This is a genomic window from Mesorhizobium argentiipisi (SeqCode) (genome assembly GCF_037179585.1).
GTDB lineage: Bacteria > Pseudomonadota > Alphaproteobacteria > Rhizobiales > Rhizobiaceae > Mesorhizobium > Mesorhizobium argentiipisi.
This window is the reverse complement of record NZ_JAPYKO010000001.1, coordinates 316,020-341,803: the sequence shown is the minus strand read 5'-3', so window position 1 is coordinate 341,803 and position 25,784 is coordinate 316,020. Positions and strand designations below refer to the sequence as shown.

At 61.8% G+C, this 25,784-nt stretch carries 22 protein-coding genes and 3 pseudogenes; 7 read left to right on the top strand and 18 right to left on the bottom strand.

Features of this window, described 5'->3' with window-relative positions:
• Positions 1-392: 392 nt before the first annotated feature.
• From O7A05_RS01505 to O7A05_RS01480, 6 genes are all read right to left on the bottom strand, one after another.
• Positions 393-812: an Ohr family peroxiredoxin gene (locus tag O7A05_RS01505; RefSeq protein ID WP_337091182.1), complete on the bottom strand. Its 420-nt coding sequence runs from the start codon at positions 810-812 to the stop codon at positions 393-395.
• A 56-nt stretch (positions 813-868) separates the two neighbouring features.
• The gene (locus O7A05_RS01500; RefSeq protein WP_337091181.1) at positions 869-1,915 is read right to left on the bottom strand and encodes an alpha/beta fold hydrolase; all 1,047 of its coding nucleotides are present in this window, start codon (positions 1,913-1,915) and stop codon (positions 869-871) included.
• Positions 1,916-2,167: 252 nt separating this feature from the next.
• Complete coding sequence (locus O7A05_RS01495) at positions 2,168-2,797, bottom strand: VOC family protein (RefSeq protein WP_337091180.1); 630 nt, start codon at positions 2,795-2,797, stop codon at positions 2,168-2,170.
• A 34-nt stretch (positions 2,798-2,831) separates the two neighbouring features.
• Positions 2,832-4,124 carry an epoxide hydrolase family protein gene (locus O7A05_RS01490; protein WP_415926945.1) on the bottom strand — a complete coding sequence of 431 codons (1,293 nt, stop codon included), beginning with the start codon at positions 4,122-4,124 and terminating at the stop codon, positions 2,832-2,834.
• A 53-nt stretch (positions 4,125-4,177) separates the two neighbouring features.
• Entirely contained in the window at positions 4,178-4,606 is a 429-nt protein-coding gene (locus O7A05_RS01485) for a DUF6130 family protein (protein WP_337091179.1), read from the bottom strand.
• Positions 4,607-4,693: 87 nt separating this feature from the next.
• Positions 4,694-6,055, bottom strand: coding sequence for an epoxide hydrolase family protein (locus O7A05_RS01480; protein ID WP_337091178.1), 1,362 nt, complete (start codon positions 6,053-6,055; stop codon positions 4,694-4,696).
• Positions 6,056-6,277: 222 nt separating this feature from the next.
• Here O7A05_RS01480 and O7A05_RS01475 point away from each other — a divergent pair, with 222 nt between their 5' ends.
• Entirely contained in the window at positions 6,278-9,136 is a 2,859-nt protein-coding gene (locus O7A05_RS01475; RefSeq protein ID WP_337091177.1) for an ATP-binding protein, read from the top strand.
• A gap of 266 nt (positions 9,137-9,402) precedes the next feature.
• Positions 9,403-9,687, top strand: a pseudogene (locus O7A05_RS01470) (helix-turn-helix domain-containing protein); the annotation flags it as partial.
• Between the two features lie 59 nt (positions 9,688-9,746).
• On the opposite strand, the gene O7A05_RS01465 reads toward O7A05_RS01470, so the two are convergent.
• A complete protein-coding gene (locus tag O7A05_RS01465; RefSeq protein ID WP_337091176.1) occupies positions 9,747-10,037 on the bottom strand; it encodes a hypothetical protein in 291 nt (96 codons plus the stop codon).
• Between the two features lie 145 nt (positions 10,038-10,182).
• On the opposite strand from O7A05_RS01465, the gene O7A05_RS01460 reads away from it, so the two are divergent.
• Positions 10,183-10,359: a hypothetical protein gene (locus O7A05_RS01460; RefSeq protein WP_337091175.1), complete on the top strand. Its 177-nt coding sequence runs from the start codon at positions 10,183-10,185 to the stop codon at positions 10,357-10,359.
• 113 nt (positions 10,360-10,472) lie between these two features.
• Here O7A05_RS01460 and O7A05_RS01455 read toward each other — a convergent pair.
• Positions 10,473-10,649 (bottom strand): annotated as a pseudogene (locus O7A05_RS01455) (PIN domain-containing protein); the annotation flags it as partial.
• 409 nt (positions 10,650-11,058) lie between these two features.
• Positions 11,059-11,733 (bottom strand): protein-L-isoaspartate(D-aspartate) O-methyltransferase, encoded by a 675-nt coding sequence (locus O7A05_RS01450; protein ID WP_337091174.1) that lies wholly within the window; start codon positions 11,731-11,733, stop codon positions 11,059-11,061.
• A 580-nt stretch (positions 11,734-12,313) separates the two neighbouring features.
• Between O7A05_RS01450 and O7A05_RS01445 the strand changes: the two genes are divergently transcribed.
• From O7A05_RS01445 to O7A05_RS01430, 4 genes are all read left to right on the top strand, one after another.
• Positions 12,314-12,595 (top strand): hypothetical protein, encoded by a 282-nt coding sequence (locus O7A05_RS01445; RefSeq protein ID WP_337091173.1) that lies wholly within the window; start codon positions 12,314-12,316, stop codon positions 12,593-12,595.
• 229 nt (positions 12,596-12,824) lie between these two features.
• Complete coding sequence (locus O7A05_RS01440; protein ID WP_337091172.1) at positions 12,825-13,904, top strand: mechanosensitive ion channel family protein; 1,080 nt, start codon at positions 12,825-12,827, stop codon at positions 13,902-13,904.
• A 495-nt stretch (positions 13,905-14,399) separates the two neighbouring features.
• Positions 14,400-14,846, top strand: a complete 447-nt coding sequence (locus O7A05_RS01435; RefSeq protein ID WP_337091170.1) for a hypothetical protein — start codon at positions 14,400-14,402, stop codon at positions 14,844-14,846.
• A gap of 185 nt (positions 14,847-15,031) precedes the next feature.
• Positions 15,032-15,775, top strand: a complete 744-nt coding sequence (locus O7A05_RS01430; protein WP_337091169.1) for a sugar phosphate isomerase/epimerase family protein — start codon at positions 15,032-15,034, stop codon at positions 15,773-15,775.
• Positions 15,776-15,860: 85 nt separating this feature from the next.
• On the opposite strand, the pseudogene O7A05_RS01425 reads toward O7A05_RS01430, so the two are convergent.
• From O7A05_RS01425 to O7A05_RS01385, 9 genes and pseudogenes are all read right to left on the bottom strand, one after another.
• Positions 15,861-16,120: pseudogene (locus tag O7A05_RS01425) on the bottom strand (transposase); the annotation flags it as partial.
• Between the two features lie 269 nt (positions 16,121-16,389).
• Positions 16,390-18,054: a glycerol-3-phosphate dehydrogenase/oxidase gene (locus O7A05_RS01420; RefSeq protein WP_337091167.1), complete on the bottom strand. Its 1,665-nt coding sequence runs from the start codon at positions 18,052-18,054 to the stop codon at positions 16,390-16,392.
• A complete protein-coding gene (locus O7A05_RS01415; RefSeq protein ID WP_337091165.1) occupies positions 18,051-18,818 on the bottom strand; it encodes a DeoR/GlpR family DNA-binding transcription regulator in 768 nt (255 codons plus the stop codon). The genes O7A05_RS01420 and O7A05_RS01415 overlap by 4 nt, the downstream gene beginning before the upstream one ends.
• Positions 18,815-20,341: an FGGY-family carbohydrate kinase gene (locus tag O7A05_RS01410; protein ID WP_337091164.1), complete on the bottom strand. Its 1,527-nt coding sequence runs from the start codon at positions 20,339-20,341 to the stop codon at positions 18,815-18,817. The genes O7A05_RS01415 and O7A05_RS01410 overlap by 4 nt, the downstream gene beginning before the upstream one ends.
• Positions 20,342-20,424: 83 nt before the next feature.
• Positions 20,425-21,291, bottom strand: coding sequence for a DeoR/GlpR family DNA-binding transcription regulator (locus O7A05_RS01405; RefSeq protein WP_337091163.1), 867 nt, complete (start codon positions 21,289-21,291; stop codon positions 20,425-20,427).
• Between the two features lie 143 nt (positions 21,292-21,434).
• Positions 21,435-22,382, bottom strand: a complete 948-nt coding sequence (locus tag O7A05_RS01400; protein WP_337091162.1) for a D-ribose ABC transporter substrate-binding protein — start codon at positions 22,380-22,382, stop codon at positions 21,435-21,437.
• A gap of 116 nt (positions 22,383-22,498) precedes the next feature.
• Entirely contained in the window at positions 22,499-23,554 is a 1,056-nt protein-coding gene (locus O7A05_RS01395; RefSeq protein ID WP_337091161.1) for an ABC transporter permease, read from the bottom strand.
• 20 nt (positions 23,555-23,574) lie between these two features.
• Complete coding sequence (locus O7A05_RS01390) at positions 23,575-25,113, bottom strand: sugar ABC transporter ATP-binding protein (RefSeq protein WP_337091160.1); 1,539 nt, start codon at positions 25,111-25,113, stop codon at positions 23,575-23,577.
• Positions 25,110-25,760 (bottom strand): DUF2291 family protein, encoded by a 651-nt coding sequence (locus tag O7A05_RS01385; RefSeq protein ID WP_140755045.1) that lies wholly within the window; start codon positions 25,758-25,760, stop codon positions 25,110-25,112. The genes O7A05_RS01390 and O7A05_RS01385 overlap by 4 nt, the downstream gene beginning before the upstream one ends.
• Between the last annotated feature and the right edge of the window lie 24 nt (positions 25,761-25,784).

The following is a 25,784-nucleotide window of genomic DNA, read 5'->3' as shown; positions in this document are numbered from 1 at the left end:
GCCACGAAAGAGCCAACAAATCAACGATCTTAATTGACCCTCCGGGCCTACCATTAACTTAAGTTTCATTGCATTTTGTTGCTCACTTTGGCCCCGCGAATTGGACTCGAATCCCTCCGGCTCCTCGACAATCGGAAGTTCACAACGCGCCCAGGTGGTGATGAGCTTCGTGATCGTTAACACTTCCTGGACCTGAATCACTAACGACACGCGACCTACAAGGCGGTGTTGGCTGGGCTTATCTTGGCCGCAAGGTTGCCCTCCCATCCTTTTTAACGAGAAGTAGCCCTATCGGCTGAAACGCGAGCGAATGCGCCCCGCAGAAGCGAACCAGCGCTGCCCGATCAGATCGCCATGGTGAAATCACAGGCACTGGCGGACCGCAATTCAGCTCAGATCAGCGTGATCCTGACTTCAATGTTGCCGCTCGTCGCTTTCGAGTATGGACAGACACGATGTGCCTCACCAACAAGGGCTTTGGCGAGATCGAGCTCCACACCAGGCAGGCTGACGTTGAGCCGCGTACTGAGAAAGTAGCCGCTGTCTCCGAGATTGAGATCGACTTCGGCATCGATGCTGACTCCGACCGGCAGCGCGATTTTTCGTTCGCGGGCAACAGATGTGATCGCACTTGCGAAGCTGGTCGACCAGCCGGCTGCGATCAGTTGCTCCGGATTAGTGCCGATGCGCGCCGATCCGGGTGCCGACAGCCTGATGTCCAAAAGGCCATCGGAGCTGCGCGAGGCGCCATTTTCGCGACCGCCGATTGTGGCGATCCTGGCCGTATAGACAACCCTTGCGATCCGGCTCATGGGCGTTCTTTTTGGAGGTTGCTGCGTCTACCCGCAGGGCGGCACAGCGAACTCGATCAGGCATCGACCTCAACTATGGCATCGGCAAAGGCCTGCGGCGCTTCCTGGGGCAGGTTGTGTCCAATACCGCCGGTGACAACGCGGTGCGCGTATCTGCCTGTGAACATTTTGGCGTATGCGCTGGCGTCCGGATGCGGCGCGCCATTGGCGTCACCTTCAAGCGTGATCGTCGGCACGCCGATGACCGGCCCCTGCGCCAGTCGCTCCTCGAACTCGTCGTATTGCTGTTCGCCTTGGACAAGTCCGAGCCGCCAGCGATAGTTGTGAACGACGATCGCCACGTGATCGGAATTGTCGAAGGCAGCGGCGCTTCGCTCGAAGATAGCGTCGTCGAAGTTCCATTGGGGCGAGGCGAGTTGCCAGATCAGTTTTGCGAAATCGCGTGTGTATTGTTCGTAGCCTGCACGGCCGCGATCTGTTGTGAAGTAATATTGGTACCACCATTGCAACTCGGCCTTCGGCGGCAACGGCAGCTTGCCGGCTTGCTGGTTGCCGATAAGGTAGCCGCTCACCGAGACCATCGCCTTGCAGCGTTCGGGCCATAGTGCGGCAATGATGTTTGCGGTCCGGGCGCCCCAGTCGCAGCCGCCAATCGTCGCCTTTTCGATGCCCAGCGCATCCATCAGGGCGACAATGTCAACGGCGATGGCAGACTGCTGACCGTTGCGCATCGTCTCCTCCGACAGGAATCGAGTCGTGCCGTATCCACGCAGGTACGGAACGATCACACGGTGGCCTTTCGCCGCCAGCAGGGGCGCAACATCGATATAGGTGTGGATGTCGTATGGCCAGCCATGCAGCAGGACGACTGGCGGGCCGTCTGCAGGCCCCAGTTCGGCATAGCCGATATTGAGCACGCCGGCGCTGATTTGCTTTAACAGGCCAAACGACGCACTCGTGCCAGGTTTGATTGTTGTGACAGCCGGTTTCGTGGTGCTGGACTGGGCATTTGCGGAGCCAGTCATGGCGAACTGAGCTGTCGCGACCGCGGTGACGGCTGCGCCCAAAAAGAGTCGTCGATCAAGGTCGGTCCGTTCGATCATCTTGTCGTGTCCATTGATGAGTCCCTCTGGTCGGCCAACTATCTTCTGTCGACTGTCATATTAGCCACGTCGACCGTGATTGGCGTGAATGCGTGGTTTGCAACACCCTTGGCGTCATGCAGGTGTACGCGCCGTCGCGTCGGTAATACGAGCCCGTCGAAGGTTTTGGGATCGTCAGCATAGTGTGCGACCGGCAGGTTTCCCGTCACGGCCAGGTTCATCGTGACGTCGATGCCGCCGCGCGGACGCTGCTCACAATGGCAGCTCTTTGCCGGCCTGCTCAGCCACCATGTACGTGGCGTACCAGTCCGGCCAGTTCTCATCACGCTGGCCGCCTGTGCGCTTTTCATGCTCGCCATGAGCGATCGACGCGCGTCGGAGCGCGGCCGCGAGTTCGGTCGACGAGGTGAAGGTTGTCTCGTTCCCGTCGACGCGCCCCGGCAATCGTGCGGTGATCTCCTGAAGCAGCCAGCTGTTGCCGTCCGGATCGCTGAACGAAGCCAGCGAGGCGTAACTGCGCTGCTCCGGATCGGGCCCACTGGTGCGTCCTTCCTTGCCGAAGTGGAACGCTTCGCTGACATCGACACCGTGCTCGATGAGCTCGGAGCGTGCTGTCTCCAAGTCGGAGACGATCAGAAAGAGTCCTGGCTTGTCACCCAGATGAATCGAGGATGGCGAGCCCGGCGGCGTAAGCTGAACGGCGCGAGACCCGTTGCTCCTGATGAAATCGGCGTCAAGTCTCCAGCCCAGGTCGAGGTAAAAGCGCTTGGCGCGATCGACGTCGGAAACAGGGATGACGGCGACCTCGAGCTTCATGTCGACCCCTCGCGCTTTCGGGGTTTCGGTCGCGGCTTCGTTGCGCACCAGAGTAGCACTGCTCATATCAATCTCCTTTCGGTCTCGGTGTTTGCTTCAGTTAACGCGAGGGGATAGGCGCGGACTTCCGGCTCTCGGCAGGCAGTAGCAACCGCTCCACCGAGTGAGTTCGGTTCAGTTGTCGGAGCGACCGGAACGCCGCCCTAAGCTCGGAAGAGAAAAGCTCCGGCTGCTCCCACGCGGCGAAATGGCCGCCTTTGTCGACCTGATGGAAGTAGGCCAGATTGGGGTAGGCGCGCCGGGCCCACGTCTCGGGGGCCTGGTAGGCCTCTCCTGGAAAGATCGTGATCGCCACTGGCAGCGAGATTTCGTTCGTTTTTTCAGGGCCGGCAAAAACGGGACTGCGTCCGCCGCCGTACTCCCAATAAATTCGCCCGGATGAGGTAGCGCTATTGGTCAACCAGTACAGAGTGATGTCGTCCAGCACCTCTTCCGGTGTCTTTTCAGGGTCGCTGTCGTCGTAGGTCCAGCCTGAAAAGCCCGGATGCCCGAGCATCCACGCCGCGAGTCCTGCGGGGGAGTCATGGATGGCGTAGCCGATCGTCTGCGGCCGGGTGCCCATCATCGTAGCGTAGGATCTGTTCCCCAACTTGGCGGCCATGCTGAGCGCGTCGAATGCCGCGCGCTCCTTGTCCGTCAGCCCCGCCGGCGCTGCTCCGCCGCCGGCGAGCGCCGTGGCAATCTCCGGTGGTACGACGGCCGGCAAGTTGACATGGATGCCGAGCAGGCCTGCCGGGGCCAGGCGGCCCATTGCATTCGAAACGGGAGAGCCCCAGTCGCCGCCCTGGGCCACGTATTCCGTGTAGCCGAGGCGCTTCATCAGCTCTGCCCAGGCTCGCGCAATGCGATCAGGCCCCCAGCCGGTGTCCGTCGGCTTGCCGGAGAAGCCGAAGCCTGGCAGCGACGGCAGTACGAGGTCGAACGCGTCTTCCGCGCTGCCGCCGTGCGCCGTGGGATCCGTGAGCGGGTCGACGGTTTTGAGCAGTTCCAGCACCGAGCCGGGCCAGCCATGCGTCATGATTAGCGGCAGGGCGCTCGGATGACGCGAGCGGACATGAATGAAGTGAATGTCTACGCCATCGATCGTTGTCATGAATTGAGGCAGAGCATTGAGCTTGGCCTCGGCCTTTCGCCAGTCGTAGCTGGTGCCCCAATACTCGACGAGCGGCTTGAGCTTCGCGAGCTGTATGCCCTGGGATTGGTCGCTGACCGTCTCGCGATCCGGCCACCGTGTTTCCGTGATGCGCCGGCGAAGGTCGTCGAGTGCCGCTTGCGGCACCTGAGCTTTGAAAGGTCGAATCGAGAGATCTTCGGCCGCATTGGCATGACCCAGGCCGGAAAGGAGGCAAAATCCGACTGCCAGCGCAGCCGCCAGTGTGTGGAGTTTCACGGCTGAACCTCCTTGCCCGAAGCCTCGAACGTCACCGTTTGTGCGGTAAAGACCTTGCCTTCGGGGTCCACGGCCTCGATCAGCACCTTGTGCTGGCCGCGTTTCATGCCCACCAAAATGATGGTCTTGCTCTGACCGTAGTCCGCCCACGCCCAGGGCAGATCGTCGACGGTGATGTGCAGGTGCCCAACCCGCGGGGACACATTGCTCGCGGCGGGTCCGCCCACAGGCAGGATGCGCAAGTTCTCCACCTGGTAGGGGATATACACGACTCCCTGCGCCAACGGACCCGGAAGCGGCTGCTCCACGGTCAGCATAGGCGGGGGTTCCTTTTCGACGGGAACAACCGTGCTCTGGGCGAACGCAACCGTCGCGAACATAGTGCACGCCGCAAATGCGACGACCGTCTTGATGAGCAGGCTCATGGCAGTTTCTCCCTCTGGAGATTCACTACGCAGTTATCGCGAGGCGGCGGATGGCGCACACGCCGGGCGCCATCCGCGACCAACACCTCATGTCTGCAACGTCTTGAATGTTGCGCGCACCTCTTCGGTGAAGATCTTCGGTTGTTCCCAGGCGGCGAAATGGCAGCCCTTCTCCGTGCGGCCGTAATGTAGAAGCTTCGGGAATGCGCGTTCGGTCCAGCTCTTTGGCGCGGTGTAGATTTCGCTGGGGTTCGCGGTCGCGCCGACGGCAATGGTGATGCCCTTAGCGTCGAAGAAGCCGGCCTTCGCCGTTTGCGCGTGTTCCCAATAGAGACGTGCCGACGAGATGGCTGTGTTCGTCAGCCAGTAGAACGTTATGTTATCGAGGATGTCGTCACGGGTAAGGCCTTCCGGCTCTCCATCGAAGGAGCGGGCGATCAGCGCATAGCTGTCCGCATCGTGATCGAGAATCCACGCTGCCAGGCCGGCAGGCGAATCGACGATCCCGTAGAGCGTTTGCGGACGAAGCGCCATCTCGTTGGCGTAGCCCAGGCCGTTCTTGTAGAAAAACGCGACCTGCTCATAGGCACGCTTCTCGTCCGGGCCGAGATCGGCCGGCGGCGGACTGCCAGAGGCAAGCGCTTTCACAATCTCGGGCGGAATGGTCCCCGGCATGTTTGTGTGGATGGCGACCAACTCGGGAGGTGCGAGCAGGGCCATCTGTTCCGTGATGAGTGCTCCCCAATCGCCGCCCTGAGCGACGTAGCGGTCGTAGCCGAGGCGCTGCATCAGCACGATCCACGCCCGCGCGATGCGCGCAGGATCCCAACCGGTTTCGGTGGGCTTGCCGGAAAAGCCATAGCCCGGCATCGACGGGATCACGACATCAAATGCCTCCGCCGCCGTTCCGCCGTGCGCGGTGGGATTGGTGAACGGGTCGATGATCTTCAGGAGTTCAATGACCGAGCCAGGCCAGCCGTGCGTGATGATGATGGGCAGTGCACCCTGATGCTTGGACTTCACGTGGATGAAGTGGATATCGAGGCCGTCGATCTCAGTGACGAAATGCGGCAGCGCCTTCAGGCGCGCCTCGCACTTGCTCCAATCGTATTCCGTTCCCCAGTACCGCATGAGCTTCTGCATCGTGGCGAGTTGCACGCCTTGTGTTGGCCCTGCCGCTGCCGGGGTCGACCAGATCCGCCGGGAGGCCTCGTCGGATACGAGCTCGCGCTCGGGCCAGCGCGTTGCAGCGATGCGTCGGCGCAACTCGGCCAGCTCTTCCCCGGGGAAGCTGACGCTGAAGGGACGGATGGTATTGCTCGTGGATGCGGCGGCTAATTGCGAGGGGAGCAGGCTTGCGGCGCCTGCGGCGGCGATGCCGATCGCGGCAGTGCCTAAAAGTCGCCGGCGATCCTGGTCGATTGCTTCGGAGGTTCTGGTCGTGTCCATGAGGCTCTCCTGGTTGACGGTTTGTGATCCGCGCCCCTTGACCTACGCCCAGACGGCGAAATTAGCCCGTTATGCTTCGTGAGCCTGTGTTAGCCGCTGCCAGCCTGCCGCTTTTTTGAGCAGATAAGAGGCGCCAGACATTGGAACTCCCCTATGGTGCGGGAGCAGTCCTTGACCTAAACTGTGGCGCTGGGTGCGGCCGGCTCCCAAAAAGAAGACGCCATGACGAAAACGGCAAGTCAGGTCAAAGACGGATTGTCGTTTGGCCCCTTCCATTTGGCTGCGGGTGAAAGGCTCCTGACGAGAGAAGGCGCCCCCATAGAGCTGGGCTCGCGTGCCCTCGACATTCTCATCGTCCTGACTTCCTCGCCGAATGAAGTTGTCAGCAAGAAAGATCTGATGTCGCGGGTCTGGCCCGATGTCGTTGTTGAGGAAGGTAGCCTGCGGTTCCACATGACCGGGCTCCGCAAAGCGCTGGGCGATGGAAAGGATGGAGCGCGGTACATCGCAACTCTTCCGGGGCGGGGTTATTGCTTCGTTGCGCCGGTCTCGCGGCCCGGCAGTCCGCCCGACAATGTGCCTGCCGTTGCCGCAAGGTTTCCGCACGCCAATCTTCCCAGCCGCTTGAACCGGATGGTCGGCCGGGATGACGACGTTCTCAAACTGTCGGCTCAACTGAACGCTTCGCGCTTCGTGAGCGTCGTCGGCGCCGGCGGCGTCGGCAAAACCACCGTCGCGATTGCGGTTGGGCATCACCTGATAGAGACATTCTCGGGGGCTGTGCTGTTCGTCGATCTGGGAATGCTCGGTGCTCCCGACCTGGTGACGACAGCCGTTGCCTCGATGCTTGGACTGTCGGTTCAATCAGACGACGTGACGCCCAATCTGATCGCCTACCTGCGCGACAAGCGGATTCTCCTGATCCTCGATACGTGCGAGCACCTCATTGAAGCGGTGGCTCCCCTGGCCGCAAGCATTGTCGACGCGGCGCCACAGGTCCACATTCTGGCGACGAGCCGCGAGGCGCTTCGGGTCGAAGGCGAGCACATCTACCGGCTGGACGCGCTGGCCTATCCGCCAGATCGGCCGGGGCTCACGGCCGCGATTGTCCAGACTTTCCCGGCCACCCAGCTGTTTGTCGAGCGAGCGGTGGCAGGCGGCGCTCGTTTGGACGTCAGCGACGCTGAGGCCTTGCTTATCGCAAGCATCTGCCGAAAGCTCGACGGAGTGGCGCTCGCGATCGAACTGGCGGCCAGACGCGTGGAATCCTATGGATTGCAACAGACCGCCGCACTTCTCGATCAACGCCTGACACTGCTGTGGCTCGGTTCACGGATAGCGCCGCCGCGTCAGAAGACCCTGCAGGCCACGCTGGACTGGAGCTTTGGGCTCCTGACCGAAGTTGAGCGCGTGGTGCTTCGCAGGCTCGCCGTGTTCGTCGGTCATTTCACGCTCGATGCCGCCCTTGTGGTAGTGACGAGCGGGACCCTAGACAGATCAACCGTGCTTGGCGCCATGGACAGCCTCGTCGCCAAATCGATTGTGGCGACGCATCCGGTCGGAGCGATGATGCGCTACAGGCTCCTCGACACTACGCGTGCCTACGTTCTCGATATCGGGATCGTTAATGCTGAGGCTGCCGACCTGGCAGTGCGCCACGCCGCCTACTACCGGAGGTGGCTGGAGCAGACAGGCATCGAGTGGCCAAGCCTGGCGACCGGGGAAGAAAGGGCTCCTCACTTCGCCGCTATCAACAACGTCCGGGCAGCCCTGGAATGGTGCTTCGGTGACGGGGGAAACGCCGACATCGGTATCGGGCTCGCCACCGCCGCCGCCCCGGTTTTCCTGGCGATGTCCTTATTGCCGGAGTGCCACCGCTGGTCCGAACGCGCGATATTCGCCCTCGACGATGCCGCGCTTGGCGGACTCGATGAGATGCATCTTCAGGCAGCTCTCGGTGTGTCCTTGATGTTCATGCGGGGAGGGCGCGATAGGGCGCGCGTAGCCCTGGAAAGGAGCTTGGTGATCGCCGAAGAGCGCGGCGATACGCTGGATCAAGCGCGTCTGCTGGGTCCGCTCAATATGTTCCACCTGCGCGCGGGCAATTTCACAACCGCCCTCGAGTTTGCAAGACGTTGCTCAGCCACGGCCGCGACCACTGAGGATTCGGTCGCGATTACATTGGCGCACTCCATACTGGGGATATCGCTTCATCTTCGTGGCGACCTAGCCGAAGCGCGCGCGGAGCTCGAGGCGGCGTTGGATCGTGGACCGCGCGCTCAGCGAACCACGACGATCTATCTCGGTTTCGAAGGCAAAGTCCTAGCGAGAGCCATTCTCGCGAGGAACCTCTGGCTGCAAGGCCGTCCGGATCAAGCCATGGAACATGCCCGACAGGCCGTCGAAGAGGCCGCCGCCATGGATCATTCTCTAACGCTTGCGATCGCGTTGATCTGGGGGATATCGGTCTTCCTGTGGACCGGCGACCTAAAGAGTGCCGAGGCATACATAGATATGCTCATCGCCCGCGCGGAATCCCATTCCATGACTCCCTACCTGCTGGTCGGTCGAGGATTCAAGAGTGAAGTCGCGATCCGTCAAGGCGACGCAAAAGGCGGCGTCGAGGGTCTGCAGTCATCTCTTCAGAAGCTCCACGCGGCGCCCTACGAATTGCTCACGACTCCGCTCAACCTCTCGCTGGTCAACGGATTGTCCGCGATCGGTCGGGTCGACGAAGCCATTGCGTTGATCGGCGAGTCGCTTAGTCAAGTCGACAAGAACGGCGACCAATTGTACCTTCCGGAGTTGCTGCGGATGAAGGGAGGTCTTCTTCTCCAGTTGTCGGAACGTGATCGCGATGAAGCCGAGATATACCTTCTGCAGGCACTGGAGTTGAGCCGCAGCCAAGGCGCGCGAGCATGGGAACTGCGAGCCGCTCTCGACATGGCGATGCTGATGGCCGAGCGAGGAGAAATCGGCAGCGCTCGCGAGCTCTTGCATCCGATTGCGAAGCAATTCGTAGAAGGCGCGAGTACGGAAGATTTGAATGCTGCCGCGCGCTTCCTGGCAGCTCTTCGGTAGCTACCGCCATCGTACATCAATTCTTTTCAACAGCTTGATATCGCCATCGCGATATGGCGGCGGCTGCGGAACCGTACGGGGTGATACGGGAAGATTTCTGAATTTGGGCCACAAAAAATATAATGAAATCAAGTCTTGAATACGTCCTCCGGGCCAACCACATTATAAATATCAACGTGTTACACCGAAATCTTCAGGTTTTAGTGTGCCATTGCGGGTGATTAGCTCGGCAGGCTTGATCAATTGTCGTTCCGTTGTCCAGTGTCCACTACAGGGAGACGTGGCCTATCGGGCGCTATGTCGACTTGCTGGCGACCACACCGCATCTTCTGGACAAGGCAGCGCGCGAAGTGTTCGCGATGCCGGTTAAGGAGCTGCTTCTGGAGCGTCAGTTGCTCGAGGCCAAGCGCCTGCTGAAATTCACTATCCGCTCCGTCGAAAATATCGGCCGCGAAGTCGGCTTCGAGGATCCTGCATACTTCTCGCGCTTCTTCCGAAAGCGCACCGGCGACACCCCGAGCGATTGGCGATCGCGTTCGAGCTCCGGCTAGCGGGCGGAACTCCCTGACGCTCGCCTATTCACCGAGGATGTTCACTTACTGTCGCTGGGCTACCATTTCAGCAAGCCGATCTCTGCACAGGATATCGTGGCGTGCTCACACCCGAGATAGAAACGGCTGGATCTCACCAGGGCTGACAGATCATCGCCGGTAACAGGATCCGTTTTGCCCAACGCCACCTCGCAATTGACGATGTCGGTCGGTTTGCCGACCACTCGGTCCTTCTCGCCTTCTGGAACAACTTCGGCGGCAAGTTTGTCCTTCATCTCCGCGACCGTCGCGAAGTGACTGGTCGGGGTTGGCCACCTTGACACCCTCGTCATACAGCCGCTGATCTTCATCATGCCCTCCGATCGGTTCAAGCGCCCGCCGCCGCATCGTTTTTGGCGGGAACCAACTGGTCGCATGTGACGTTCCGCCAAGGCTTCTGCAGCGGCATTCAATGATGCCGTTGCAGCGTCTCGAAGCGAGGCTAGGAGCCATAAGATGCCGAAAAAGCTGAAGCAGAAAAAAGGGGACGAATCCAAACCGTCCGGCGTCAAGCCGGAGGGGAAGCCGACAAGAGATACGCATGAGAATCCCATACCAAAGGGCCCGGGCGAATTACCCGATACGAACACGCGAGAAGAGGTCGAGGCGATCAGGCCTAATCTGAAGCGTTAGGGCTGCACTGAAATTGCAACTCCGGCCTTCAGGACAAAACAACGGCGCGATGGCGAAAGCAGCTTCGGAAGGCGCTGGCGGCGCTTGGACCTGGAAGCATAGGTGCCGCGGCGCACGGTGCAGCTCTCAGCGACCAGCTTGTTGAACCTTACCAGCGCTGCGGCACGCAGCTCTCTGCCCGGTCCGTAGCTTGATCGCTTCGGCAGAAGACATCTCGGGGATCGTCCAGTCACTGATCAGAAGCTGAGCAGGATCCTGCTCAGCGAGCACATTTGGGCGCGTGCGGTCATCGCTTCATTGGAGAGCGCCGCGAGAATCACCGACGTGTCGAGATAGAATGGAACTGGGCCTTCGTAAGGTAAATAGGTCAGATCGCAGCCATTTTGCGCTTACCCCGACAACAGTCATCGACCCACTGGAATCACGAATCGAACCAAGCAGCGTCGATGCCGTTTCGGTCGGCAAATCTTCTTCGATCCCGCTGCGGCATTTCTGTTTTCGACCTAAAGAAGAATCATGCCCCGCGAAGCCGGAACCGTCGTTCGTCAAAGGGGTGAATTGTGCTCATTTGTAATTCAGGGAGAACGACCACGATAGGTCGGATAGGTCGAGGCCCAGCGTGGGCCTTGGGGGTTGCTTACGAAAATCGCTGCCTCAAAGCCGACCCACCAAAAGCAAAGCCGCATTGTGCCCGCCTCATTAGACGGTCTCGAGCCGACTGAACCGAACCGGGATGAGTTTCCGAGTCTGAAGTTGCCCCCCTGCATCCTTGTCGATGACAGTCAGAAACTGTGCTTCCTCAGACGCCAAGGGCAGAACAAGGCGTCCCCCTGGCTTGAGTTGATCCAGCAAAGCCGGCGGCGTCCTCTCAGCCGCCACGCTAACCAGGATCTTGTCGTATGGCGCGTGCTCGGGCCACCCGCGAGACCCGTCTCCGACACGAATAGCGACATTCGAGAAGCCAAGGCTCTGCAGCAGAGCCTCGGCATGGATTGCGAATTCCTCGACGATTTCGACGCTCCAAACATGTCCGGCGAGTTCCGCTATGATCGCAGTTTGATAGCCCAAGCCAGTGCCGATCTCGAGCACCGCCTCGTGCGGTTGGGGTGCAAGGAGATCAGTCATCAGAGCGACGATGAAGGGCTGCGAGACGGTTTTATCGAAGCCGATCGGCAGCGGCATGTCCTGATAGGCGTAAGGCGCGACCGCAACTGGCACAAAGAGATGTCGCGGGACCCGCCGCATCGATGCCATCACCCGCTCATCGAGCGTTGCCTGGCCGAGTTCTTCGCTTGCGAGGTCAGCATGGATCGCAATCATCTCGACCATGTGCCTGCGTAGAACCGCAAGGTGCTCTTCGTTCATCGGTTTCATGACGGGAGGCTTTCCTCGACACGCCGCTGTCAGATAACTTACACCCACCGTTTGCTTTGTTACAGTAACCGACAAAGGATATGCGTAACGTCGCCGACAAGGCTGACCTTTCTTCACCTTTGACGTCTTGTCGACTATCGGATGCGTGAAGCCGTAGGAGGGGGATCGAGACGCTTACCCGATCCTCCGTCACGCCGGCACACTACCGCAGTGATCGCGACCTCGTCGCCGGCCCACATGGTTGGTTCGCGTGATTGAACGTAGCGTCTGCCGACAAGATCGGTGTGATAGTCCAGGAACAAAGGCATTTCCCGGCTGTTGTGAATATGTATATTAGCGGAGCCTGATATGTGACTCGTTCCCATTCAGGAATCTGATCACATTTGGGCAATATTTGACATGGCGCTCGATGTTCCCGCGCAGTTGGAGGGTCGATGCCTTATAGGCCTGACAAAGAGTGGGGCGCACTGGCTGGCGGCAAAAGCCACCATGAACGACGCAATCGACCACCTAATCTGAGCGCCGCAAATATGGCGGACGAGACCAGCCCGGCCAGTTTCTTTGCCCAAACGCGGCGATGATGAGCGAGGAGATCATGGCCAAGGTTTTCGCGTTGCGCAAGGAGGCCGTGGAAATCGTGGGTGTGTTCGACGCGGCGAACAACAGAGATGCTGCGATAGACCCAAGACCGCTGGGCGAAGCTATCCAGTTTGTCGCAAACGCGTCGGTCTTGGGCTACGACGTTCGCTCCGCCATGATTTTTTACGGAACTCCTGGGACTCCGAGCCTCAGGACAAACGACTGCGAGCGGCTTTGGGATAAGTACGGAATGTCTTTGGTGAGGTCGGACAGAATGGGTTGACTGCTCTCTCTGGCGCGTGAGCCCGTCGGTCTGGTCGCCGGCGCGTCACGCCTGGTCCGTTTCCGCCCCGAATCCTGTCGCCCGCTCGTTCTTCCTTTGGTAACGGGGCCGAAGGAGAAATGCGTGATTTTCAGGGTATAATCCGACTCAAGACCGAAAGGCTTGGCCGCCATCGAGCAGCGGATAGGCACTGGGCTAGCAGTGATGGCGACATCGGGGAGATGAACCCATGGAACCGCGCGACAAGGAACAGGAAAACCTTGCCCGGCTCGAACGGGCCGCGCAACGGACTGCTGATCCAAAAACTATTCAACAGAAGGCGAAGAAGCCCGAGGAAAAGTTTCGCTTTAGCCTCCGCAAGGAAGATCTTTGGTGGACGATTGGTTTCGCTACCGCTTCCTTGCTTCTGTTTGCCATCCAAGTTCTGGTCAATTGGCGCTTAGAATTGCTTGACGAACCTTTGCGCGTTCGCGTGCTGAGTTACGTCAGGGGCGGCCTTCTCATTTTCGTTATGCTGACCGTGTCGAACCTTATCGAGGTGTTTCTCATTGGCCGAATTGCCAATCGCGTTTCGCGTTTCAACCTGAAACGCATTTTTCGATTAGTTGTCGTCGTCGCAATCGTCTTCGTGGCCATTTCAGTCTTGTTTGTGAACTGGTACGCTGCAGTTCTTTCGCTCGGCCTGATTTCACTGATTCTCGGCTTTGCCCTGCAGATGCCGATCTCCAGCTTCATCGCGTGGATTTATATCCTGGCCAGGGCGCCTTATCGCGTTGGCGACCGCATTCGCATCGGCGATGCCCATGGAGACGTCATTGATGTCAGCTATCTCGACACGACGTTATGGGAATTCGGCGGCGAACATCTCTGGACCGATCATCCGAGTGGACGCGTCATTAAGTTTCCGAATTCCACCGTGTTTAGTACACCGGTCTTCAACTATTCCTGGCCGCTGTTTCCCTATGTCTGGAACGAAATTAAGTTTCAGCTCGCGTATGAGAGCGATTTGGAATTCGTCGCGACAATCATGAGAGAGGTCGTAGACGAGCAGATTGGCGATATCATGAGCCAGAAGGTTAAGGTCTATAAGCACATCCTTTCGACAACGCCGGTGGACGAACTCGAGGTGAAAGAGCACCCAGTGGTTCATTTTCGCGTCAGTGAAAACACCTGGCTAGAGGCCATCGTGCGTTACCTCGTGCCGCCGAAGGAAGCGGGACGCACCAAAACGCGCTTGATAAAGGAAATGTTGGCGCAAATGAATGCAAATCCCGATCGCGTGCTGTTCCCGAAGAGCAATTTGAGGTGAACTTCCTCAACTTATGCCGGCGCGGAGCAACCCACCCCTCGTCGCGGCAGATATGCCCGGAATGCCTCAAGTGTTTGCGGGCAATCCTCCTCGCACAAGGCGAGTAGGTACTGTGCTGAGAGTTCTGCAAATTCGCTAAAGAGAGGCCGGCTATGGCGGGCTGGTGATGTTCAACGTCACCCGATTTTCGCGAAGCAACGCCGCCGTGGCCACGACCGACGATAATCCGCCATTGCCGCCGTCAAAGTCGTTCTGCTTCGAATCCGGATGGGCAGGAGGTGCTTGAGGCCGGCTCTGGCATCCAGCACTCGACCTTGCCAAGGAAGGCAGGGGTCGGGCGAAACACATTCGATCGCTAATTCGACAAAGAAATATCGAATGCTTCTGACGTGCGGCTTCAGCCCACGCAACGTACGCCGATTGCGCGCGTTTTATTGATTGCGAGAGCCGTGCCCGATTTGAGGGCCAGCCTCATCTGTGATCGGAGCGACTGCTATGTCTAAGTTCAAAGAAGCCCTTGAACGCGGCAAGAGAGCTCGCCGTCGGCAGGGGGAGGAGGCCCGCAATGAGAAGGCAGATTGGAATGCCCCAATGGTGGACTTTGGCGTGCAGGCCACGGCCTGGCTAAACGACGTCGTAGTCGCATCATTGGAGGCGGCCAAGGCCGAGGTGGCGGGCGAGGTGGCCATCGATATCGAATCCCCGCCGCCCGGTAAATTCGAAGCGCTGACACCCCTTGTTCGATTCCAAATCTACAGGAACCAAGGAACAGAAAAGGTAGCAGAAAGGACATTCACGGTCAGCGCTCAGTTAAGTGGGGAGGTCTCCGTTTCTGCACCTGGAATGGTGGCGGAGGAGGTTGGAAATATAGGGGATAAGTCTGACAAGAGATTCCGCAATTTAGTGGTCAGGCTGATCGAGGACGCCGCAAAGGGCGCTTAACTGGCCTGCTCCGGTCCGTGACCAAAAGAGTGAACCAGTGCGCGCTCGTTCCGGTGGCGCCGTGTTTCAGCAGGACCGCAGTGACCTCTACCTCGGTCGCGTGAGGATGAGTACCCATTGAGAGAAGCGACGATCGCCGAACGGGCGGGGGCTTGATGTCGGCGATCGTTGGAGCGCAAGGGCCCATGAAGCCAGCAAACTGCGTTGCGATAGGCGTCGCGATCAGCATCGGCCTGCCGGCCGACGGCGACATCTCCAGCTCCGACAAGGCGGTCGCCACGCGCGGTGTCGAGATTCTCAACCGCACCATCGCGCTCACGCGCGATCTCGGCGGCCAAAAAGTCGGCGGCATTCTCTCGACCAGCCACGGCCTGCAAACCAAGCCGCCGACGCGTGACCAGTGGAACCGCAGCGCCGCGACACTGGCGAGGGTCGCGGAAACCGCCAAGGCGGCCGGAGTCACGCTCAATCTCGAAATCGTCAACCGCTTCGAAAGCAACCTGCTCAACACCGCCGCGCAGGGGCTGGCCTTCATCGAGGACACCGGTTCCGACAACATCTTCCTGCATCTCGACACCTTCCACATGAACATCGAGGAGGCCGATGTCGGGCTGGCCATCCGCCATGCCGCGAAGAAGATCGGGTATGTCCATATCGGCGAGAGCCACCGCGGCTTTCTCGGCACCGGCAGTATCGATTTCGCCGCGATCTTCGACGCGCTGACGGCTATAGGCTACAACGACGATCTCAGCTTCGAATCCTTCTCGTCGGAGATCGTCGACGAGAATTTGTCGAGGAACACGGCGATCTGGCGCAATCTATGGGCCGACAGCATGGAGCTTGCCCGCCACGCGCGCCGTTTCATCGCGGTCGGGATGGAGACGGCGCGGTTGAAGGCCGAGCTTGTTTCGGTATCGCAGAGGCCTTGACGTATCATTCCACGGGTATTCAGCTGCCCGTCGACGAGTGGCCTGCCAGTGCCGGCACCTGTCGACTGAACGGCTGTGCCGCCACGGAGAAGCGCCCCTGCCGGTTCTGCGGAACCCGCAGCTCCAGCTTGCCGACACGGATGACAAGCGTGCGGCTGTAATACCCAGAGCGATAGCCAAGACGCTCCGACGTCCGTTCGCTCTTCGAAGCACCCAGAGCCTCGTCCATCTCGGCCTCGAGGACCTCCTGCATCATCGGCGGATCATGTCGTGCAGCCCATCCGGGTTCGAAAGCAGAATATCTTTGACGGCAGCTATGGGGGATTTATCTTCGGTTTTGGTCATGGTGGCGTTCCTTCGTGGGAATCAGGTGACCTTGAACATCACCAGCCTGCATGACGGACCTCTCTCAAAGAATTTGCAGAACTCTCAGCGCACTACCCTCAAATATCTTCATACGGAGTCCAAGGCTCCAAATCAGGTGCCGCCCAATCGAGAGCTGCCTCATTGCCGGTGGGGGAGGGTGGCACGTCGGCTTTGCGGCTTTTGGCTGCCGCCGCGGTGGCCTGTCAGGCACGGCTCAACCCGTCGGCATGACCGTCCTGGGATATTGGCTATCCAAAGCAAAATCGGTGCCGCTCCGTGAGTTCCTTTGAAGTCGCTTCCAGCTCCTTCTCACGCCGTTCGGCATTCCACTCCAGCGCGGCCGCTGCCGTGTCGGCAATTTGTGCAAGGCTGCTGCGATTGAGCCGGCCCGTGATCGCCAGCGCCGTTCGTCGCATGACGATGTCTGCTAGGTGGACGACGCGTTCGTTGCGCGCCAACCAATCAATTTCCGCCTGCGTGTATTCGAATGAGTCGGCAAGCGGTTCGGCCTGCCGTCCAGCTTCGTGCGCTAGAATGACACGGGCCGTCGTTCCATAGCGGTCGAGCATTGCTTCCGCGCGGGCCGGCGACGCGCCTGTCTCAGTCGTGACGGCGGAGATCCAGCGGGCATGCGCGGCTGCATCGGCCGGAAAGTCGCGGCCACCGCCGATGGCGAGGCTTTGGGTGCTCACCCGCCTGGGCTGGCCAAGCCTGGACAAGAGCATGTCCGCCACCTCCTCGGCGAAACCGCGGAAGGTCGTCCACTTGCCACCTACCAATGAGATGATCGGCCAGGTCCGGTCGCCCTCGCTTTCCATGACGGGCGCCGAGTGGTCACGGCTGATCAGGCCCGGCGCAGTGCCGTCCGATGCCGGCAGCGGGCGGATGCCGGAATAGGCATAGACGATCTGCTCGCGCCCAAAGGCAAGGCCGGGCAGGAGCTCGCGCAAGCTTGCCAGGAAATAGTCGATTTCATCATCCTCGCAGCGCACCGCGTCGGGATCGGCGGCGCGGGTGTCGGTCGAGCCGACCAGTGCCCGGCCGAGATAGTCGAACACCAGGCATATGCGGCCGTCATTGGCCTCGAAATAGATCATGCGGCCGTTCAGCGCCTGCAGCAGCTCGGGATGGTCGAGCACGATGTGCGAGCCCTTGGTGCCGCCGATCAGCCGAGACGGCGCGCCGAGCGCCGCGTTGACATGGTCGATCCATGGCCCAGCCGCATTGACGACGATGCGTGGCCGGAAACCAAACTCGCCGCCGTCGGGCAGTGCGAAGCGCACAACGCTGCCGTCGCTGCCCAGCAGCTGCGCGTAGTTGAGAGCCATAGATTGAGGGCTGGCCCTGACGCCATCCTGGAGAAGTTCAAGCACCAGCCGCTCGGGATGACGGACGGTGGCGTCATAATAGGTGCCGGCGGCGACGATGCCCGGTGTCAAAGGCGGTATCTCGCTCAGCGCCCGCGCCTTCGACCAAATGCTGTGCCGGGGCATGACGCGGCGGCGGGCGCCGTAGAAGTCATACATGGCAAGGCCGATCTTGATCAGCAGTGCGCCACGGCTGCGCGGCGCGGTCGTGCTGCCGAAAAGGGTGCGCAGCGCGGCTCCGATGCCGGTCAACCAGGAAAAGATCGGGATGACGGTCGGCAGCGGGCGCACGGCATGCGGGGCATTGCGCAGCAAAAGGTTGCGCTCCAGCGTCGATTGCGCGACGAGGCCCAGCTCACCCGTTTCGAGATATTTGATGCCGCCATGGATCAGCCGCGACGGCGCAGCGCTGGTGCCGGAACCGAAATCCGCCTTGTCGACGATCGCGACCTTGAGACCCTGTTCGCACAGATCGCGAAACAGGCCGGCGCCGTTGATGCCGGCGCCGATGATGAGGACATCGACATCGCGTGTCGTCCCGGTCATTGCACCGGCACGATCTTGAGATTGACCCCGGCCGCCTTCAGGTTGCCGGCGACCTCTTCGGGAAGGCCGTCGTCGCTGAGCACCAGGTCGAAGTCGGTGAGGTCCGCAAACAGGTGCAGCGCTAACTTGCCGAACTTGGAGGAATCGATGAGCAGCACGCTGCGCGAGGCCGCCGCGGCCATCGCCTGCTTCACGCGCACCACCTGCGGGTCCTGGATCAGCGTCGCCGTCTTGTCGATCGCCGAAGCGGAACAGATGAGCAGATTGACCCTGATCTTCTGCAGCGCGTTCTCGCAAATATGGCCAATGAAGGCATTGTAGGTCGGATGGTATTCGCCGCCGAGCAGGATCAGCTTCAACTCGTCCTTGTCCACCAGCTGCTCCGCCAGCGACAGGCTGTTAGTGACGACGGTCAGCGGCGCGATCTGTGGCAGGAGCGGGCCGAGCGCGTTGGCGGTGGTCGAATCGTCGAGCAGCACGACCTGACCCGGCTCGATCTCGGCCAGGGCCGCGCGGGCAAGCGCCCGCTTGGCCGCCGCCGCATGCGTCTCGCGGAAACGGAAGAGGCTTTCATAGACGCCGGACGGCTGCGCGCTCACCGCGCCGTGGAGCTTGCGCAGCACACCCTGGCGCGCCAGCTCGTCGACGTGGCGATGGATGGTCATGCGCGAGACGCCGAATGCCGTCACGAGCTCGTCGATGCGCGCCTCGCCATGCTGGATGACATAATCGGCAATGTCCTGCCGGCGATTGTCCGCGTTCATCGCTTCCCCCCTTCCGCCAGCGCTTCGATCGACGGCCAGGCTTGCGCCAGGCGGTCAGCGATGTCGCAGTGCAGCCGGTAGCGCTTGTCCATGGCGGCGCTGCGCTCGGGGGAGGGCCGGTAGGTGCGGCCAAGCGCTGCAACGTCGCGCGGATCGTGCCGCGGCGAGGCGAACAGGCCGACGCCGGCGCCGGCACAGAGCGCAGCACCCCATGCGGCGGCTTCTTCCGTCTCGGTCACCGTGATCGGCATGCCGAGCACATCGGCAAAGATCTGCGCGAAGACCGGGTTGCGGGAAATGCCGCCGGTCAGCCGCGCCTCGCGCGGGGCAAAACCTTCGCGCAGCGCATCGACGTGGACGCGATGGTTGAAGGCTATGCCCTCGATCACCGCACGCAGCATGTCGCCGCGGTCATGCCAGCCGCGCAGCCCGAGGAAGCCGGCGCTGGCGGCCGGGCCATGCGGCGAGCCGAACAGGTAGGGATGGAAGAGCAGCGTCGAGGGCCGCGCCAACGCCGCCTCGATTTCCGGACCGACGATGGCGTGGATCGAGCGTCCGTCGGTTTCGGCCGCCGCCCGCTCGGAACCGCACAGCGTGTCGAGAAACCAGTCGTAATTCGCCGCCGATGCGGGCGAGATCGACATGTTGTTCCATTCGCCGAGCTTCAAGCCGTTGCGGCAGAACCAGCGGGCGTCGATGCGCGGCGCGGTGGAGACCGTCTCGTTGATCGAATAGGTGCCGGCAACGATGGCGACTACACCTTCGCCATAGCCGCCGATGCCGAGCGCCGAAGCGGTCACGTCGTGCAGGCCGGCCACGACCGGGGTGCCGGCAAGCAGGCCAGTGGATCGGGCCGCCTCCGCCGTGACGGCCCCGACGATTTCGTCCGGCCGCGCCGCCGGCGGCAGCGCATCGCCGAGCGCTTCGAGACCGAAGATCGGCAGGATGTCCGGCGCGTAGGCCTGGCTGTCGACGGCTGTGAACGAGGTGCTGGCCTCGGTGAGGTCGGTGCCCAGGCTTCCCGTAAGGCAGAAGCGCAGCCAGTCCTTGCAGGCAAGCACATGGCCGATGCGGGCAAAGCGCTGCGGCTCGCGCTCGCGCATCCAGGCCAGCAGCGAAGATGGCGCCGAGGCGTGCGGCGTCTGGCCGGTCCGCGACAACGCCTTGGCGGCCGTACCGTCGGTCTGCCAGCGGGCGGCGACGTCTCCGGCCCGGCTGTCCAGCGACAGGATGCCGTGTCCGAGCGGCCGGCGGTCGCGACCCAGCATATAGAGCCCGTCGCCATGCGCGGTGGCGGCGACGGCAGCAATGTCCGAGCCCGGCCTGCCGCAGCCGGAGAGCGCTTCCGCGATCGCCTCGGCGGCGGCGCGCCACAGCTCGTCCATGTCGCGCTCGACATGACGCGGTTCGGAGATGATCTGCGGCAAGCGACGGCGGGCCGCGGCCAGCGGCGCGCCGGCCTCGTCGAAAACCACCGCCTTGGTGACGGTCAGGCCGCTATCGATCCCCAGCAGACAGGGCATGCGTTCCTCGCCATGCACGTCGCGTGCATCTCCTGAGATTCTCGCATAGCATCGTGTGAAATTAACATCAACGGATGTTACAATCAGGCGACTGTCACATCTTCTTGTCGCGCGGCGGCGACGACGACTGTCATGCCGCCAGCCTTCATCTCCTCGACCTGCCGGGGTGGGGTTCCGTCGTCGACGATGATGACGTCGAACTCGTTCAGCGCGCACATGGCATGCAGCGCCCGGCGCTCGAATTTGGTGTGATCGGCCAGCAGGATGCGCATGGCGGCGCTGTCGAACATGGCGCGCTTGGTCTCGACCATTTCTGGCGACTGGTGGAACACCATGCCGTCGGTGATGGCCGACATTGACATGAAGACGCGATCGGCCCGCAGCCGCCGGATCTCCGTGACCGTCACCGGCCCCATGAAGGCATTGCACCAGTTGTAGAACTGGCCGCCGAGCCCGAGCAGCGTCAGGTCGCGCGTGTCCTTGAGCGCGTTCATCAGGGTGATGGAATTAGTGATCGCCGTCAGCGGCACGCGCGCGGCAAGGTGCGGCACGAGCTGCAGTACGGTGGTGGAATCGTCGAAAAAGACCGCCTGGCCAGGTTCCAGGAAGGCCGCGGCTGCCTGCGCGATCGCGCACTTCTCCGCCGCCTGGCGCGACGAGCGGTAGGCATCGCTCGATTCGATGAGGCTGGTCGGGGCGGCTGAGACGATGCCGCGCGTCTTGCGCAGCAATCCCTTCTCGACCAGTTCGTCCAAGTCGCGATGCGCGGTCATCAGGCTGATGCCGAAGCGCTCGGTGAGATCCTCGATGCGCATCGTGCCCTCGGCCATAACGGCCTCGGCAATCATCCGGCGGCGCGCCAGCTGGCGCGCGTGGCGGCTGTCGGCGGGCACCTGATCCCCGGCAAGGGTCTTCAAGGCCTGCTCGGGCCGAATCTCGCGATCTGTCATCCAAGCCTCTCCTGCCGATGCCATTCGCATATCTGGCGCCGATGGCAAGCGGACACCTCGGGGGCGGGCAGGGTTTTGCGCATCGAATGCCTTTGCGCGGCAGGAAAAAGGGCGCGCAACGCCGCGCGCCCCAGTCCGGAGGTTCACTGGGAGAGCGTGAACGGCCCGGCGTACTTGTCGACATTGTCCTTGGTGATCAGGGCGCAGTCGAAAAGCTGCTTCTCGGAGGCAGCACCTGTGGAGCCGGTCTTGATGAACTTGTCGGCCTGCTTCACGGCTTCGGCCGAGAAGACCGCCACCGGCTGCAGCACCGTGTACTGCATCTCGCCCGCCTTGACGGCCGCGACCGCGTCCGGCGAGCCGTCGAAGCCGCCGACCTTCACCTGGGAGAGCTTGCCGGCTTCTTTCAGCGCCGCTATGGCGCCGAGGGCCATCTCGTCATTGCCGGAAATGACGCCGACGATGTCGGGATGGGCCTGCAGCAGCGACTGCATTTTCTGGTAGCCCTGGGTGCGGTCCCAGTTGGCCACTTCCTTGCCGACCTTCTTGAGATCCGGATACTGGGTGAGCACGGTTTCGTAGCCGTTCGAGCGCGTCGCCGCGTTGTTGTCGGCCGGGTTGCCGAACAGCTCGACATAGTTGCCCTTGTCACCGATCGCCTCGACCCACTGCTGCGCGCCGATCGCGGCGCCCTGGGCGTTGTTGGAGACGAGCTGCGCCTTGGCGAGACCGTCCTGGTTGATCTCGGCGTTGACCAGGAAGACCGGGATGTTGGCGGCGATTGCCTTCTTGACCGCGCCGATCGAACCGTCGGCATTGGCCGGGTCGAGGATGATCGCCACTGACTTGTTGGTGATGGCGGTGTCGATCATCGTGCTTTCGGTGTTGGTGTCGCCCTTGTGGGCGCTGACATTGGCGGTGTAGCCGAGGCTCTCGGCCGTGGCCTTGGCGACCTGGCCTTCGGTGAGCCAATAGGGATTGGCCGGATCGGTCACGATGATGCTTATCAAGCCGGCCGCCCAGGATTGGCTTGCCATCAACGGCAGCGCCGCGGCCGCGACCAACAGGATCCTTCTGGTCTTATCGATCATTTCTCTCACTCCCTCTACAGATTGCGGTTTCGGATTGCGGTTGCCGATTTGTCTCGGCCTTCTTTCCGGCACAGTCTCCTTGCGGTCCCGGAGAAGCTCTTTGGCGGGGCGCGGCGTCACTGTCGGATGCCGCGGGCCCCGTATTGGATGGTGTTCATGAGCACTGCGAGCACGATGACGGCGCCGGTGAAGACGGTCTGCCAGTAGGAAGACACGCCGATGATCACGAGGCCGTCCGAAAGAAAGCCGATGACGAAGGCACCCAGCATGGTGCCGCGCACCGTGCCGCGGCCGCCGGTCAGCGCGGCGCCGCCGATGACGACCGCCGCGATCGCGGTCAGCTCGTAGGTGGTGCCGGCGGTCGGCCCGGCCGACGTCAACTGCGAAGAGAGCACCAGGCCGGCGATGGCCGACAGGATCCCGGAGAGTGTGTAAACCGTGATCTTGACCCGCTTGACAGGCACGCCCGACAGATCGGCTGCGTTCTCGTTGCCGCCCGCGGCATAGAGCCAGCGGCCGAAGGAGGAGCGGCTGAGCATCAGCCCGGTCAGCACGGCGAGGGCGGCCAGGACCAGCACACTGATCGGCACCCCGAATAGCCGGTTGAAGCCCAGCCAGTCGAAACCGGTGTTGCCGAGCTCCGGCCGGCCGGCGAGGTTGTTGTAAGTGAGGCCGTTGGTCTGCAGCAGCGCGATGCCGCGCGCCATGTACATGACGCCCAGCGTGGTGACGAAGGCGGGCACCCTGAACCAGGCGATGAGGATGCCGTTGAGCGCGCCGAGCAAGGCGCCGAGCGCGCAGGTCAGCACGACCACCGCCCATACAGGTGGAAACAGGATGACACCGAGCGGCGTCAGTTCGACACCCTGCATCAGCGCGCCGGCAACCACGCCGCACAGCGCCAGGATCGAGCCCACCGACAGGTCGATGCCGCCACTCAGGATCACCACCAGCATGCCGATCGCCAGGATGCCGTAGATGGCGACATGCGAAGACATGATCAGCAGGTTTGAGACGGTGAGGTAGTTCGGCGACAGAAACGAGAAGACGATGATGATGGCGATCAGCGCGAAGAAGGCGCGGCCCTTCAGCAAGAGCTTGATAGGGCTGATTGTCGTCCCCCTCACGGCCGCGGCCGGGGAAGAGATGCCATTGGCGCTCGGTTGCGTCATTGTTCTTTCCCGTGCTCCGCTCAGGCCGCCACGGCCTCGCCCGAGGCGGCCATGATCTTTTCCTTGGTGATGTCCGAAGTGAACTCGGCTGAGATCCGCCCGCGCCGCATGATGATGATGCGGTGGGCGATCGACAGGCATTCGTTGACTTCCGATGTCGTGAACACGACGGCCTGCCCGGCCGCCGCGTGGTGAGCCAGGATCCGGAACACCTCGGCCTTGGCGCCGATGTCGATGCCGCGGCTGGGTTCATCCAGCAGGATGACCTTAGGATCGGTGGCGAGCATCTTGCCGATGACCACCTTCTGCTGGTTGCCGCCGGACAGCGACCCGATCGGCACGTCCGGTCCATCGGTCTTGACCGTCACGTCCCGGATCGATTTCTGGACCAGCGCCCGCTCGAGCTTGACTGAGGTGAAGATCCCGCGCGTGAATTCCATGATCGAGGCGAGCGAAAGATTCTGCCCGACCGACATCGTCTGGACGAGACCGTAGCGCTGGCGATCCTCGGGCACGAGCGCAAGGCCGCGGGAGATGCGCTCGCCGATGGGGAGGTGGGAAATCTCTTTGCCCTCGAGCACGATCTCGCCGGACGTCGCACTCAGCTTACCGGCGACGGTCTCGAGCAGTTCCGTCCTGCCGGCCCCCATCAGGCCATAGATGCAGACGATCTCGCCGGCCCTGACGTCGAGCGACATGCGATCGACGACGTTGTAGCCGCCGCCGGCCGGATCCGGCACGGTCAGTTCGCGGATCGAGAGCATGACCGGACCGAAATCATGGCCGGTCGGCGGACTGCCCAGATCATAGTTCTCGCCGACCATGTTGCGCACGATCCATTCGAGATCGATATCGGCGCGCGGCGCGTAGGCGGTCATGTTGCCGTCCCGCAGCACCACGGCATGATCGGTGATCTGCAGCGCCTCCTCCAGATGATGCGAGATGTAGACGATCGACACACCCTTGGCGGTCAGGTCGCGGATCACGTTGAAGAGCACCTCGACCTCGGTGGCGGAAAGCGCCGATGTCGGTTCGTCCATGATGAGGATACGGCTGTCGACCGAAAGCGCGCGGGCGATCTCGACGATCTGCTGCTGTCCGAGGCGCAGTTCCTCGACAGGGGTGAGTGGATCGATGTCCTCCTCGAGCTCCGCCAGCAGCCTGCGGACCTGGTGTTCCTCCTCGGCGTAGTTGACGCCGGTCGGGCCGGTGATCTCGCGCCCCATGAAGATGTTGTCGCGAACCGACAGATTGGGCGCGAGGCTAAGCTCCTGATGAATGATCGAGATGCCGTGGTTCCGCGCGTCGGTGGAGGAGGAAAACACGATGGGCTGGCCGTCGAGAACGATCTCGCCGGAGGTCGGCTGCACCACGCCGGAGAGGATCTTCATCAGCGTCGACTTGCCGGCGCCGTTCTCGCCGAACAGCGTCGTCACTTGACCGCGGTGGATGTCGAAATTGACGCCTTTCAGCGCCCTCACGCCGTTGTAGGACTTGGCGATGTTGCGCGCCGCCAGAACCACTTCGCCAGCCGGCCGGGAGGTCGCGGCGTCGCTCATTTGACGGTGACTTTCACCGGCGTGATCAGCCAGTTCTTAGGGTTGATGAGGCGGAAGACGCCGAAGATCTCCAGCGTCTTGCCGGAGAGGCCGGCGGTGTCGATAGCGTCGAGGGTCGCCTTCTTCATGGCGCGGTTGATGCCGGAGCCGGCGTCCTGGTATTCGATCTGGTTCTTGAACTTGCCGAAGACGATGTCACCCGTCGCATCGCGCAGATCGGTGCCGTTGATGGCCGGGCCGGCCTGCACCCGAATATGGATGTCGGCCGGTACGCCGTCGGCCTTGAGCTCGTAGACGCCGGATTTCGCTTCGCCCGCCACCGCCGTCAACCTGATCGGGATGATCGCGCCGGTCGACGAGGCGGTTCCGTATTGCTTGGCGGCCGCGTTCTTGTCGGCCATCACCGCCGGTCCGAAGGTCGCGGCGTTGACGGCGTGCTCGACGACGAAGGCCTGAATGCGCGGGAACTCCTTTTCGCCGAACCGGTCGGGCGAAAACGCCTCCTGGCCGACGTCGGCAGACGATCCGATCCGGACCACCTTCGTGTCGAGCGCGATCGCGGCAAGGACCACGACGCCGAGACCGATCGCGATCGTGAGACTGCGGCGTGGCGCGGCCGGGGCCTTCGGGGTCGACATGGCATTCATCATTCAGAGCCTTGCCGACGATGA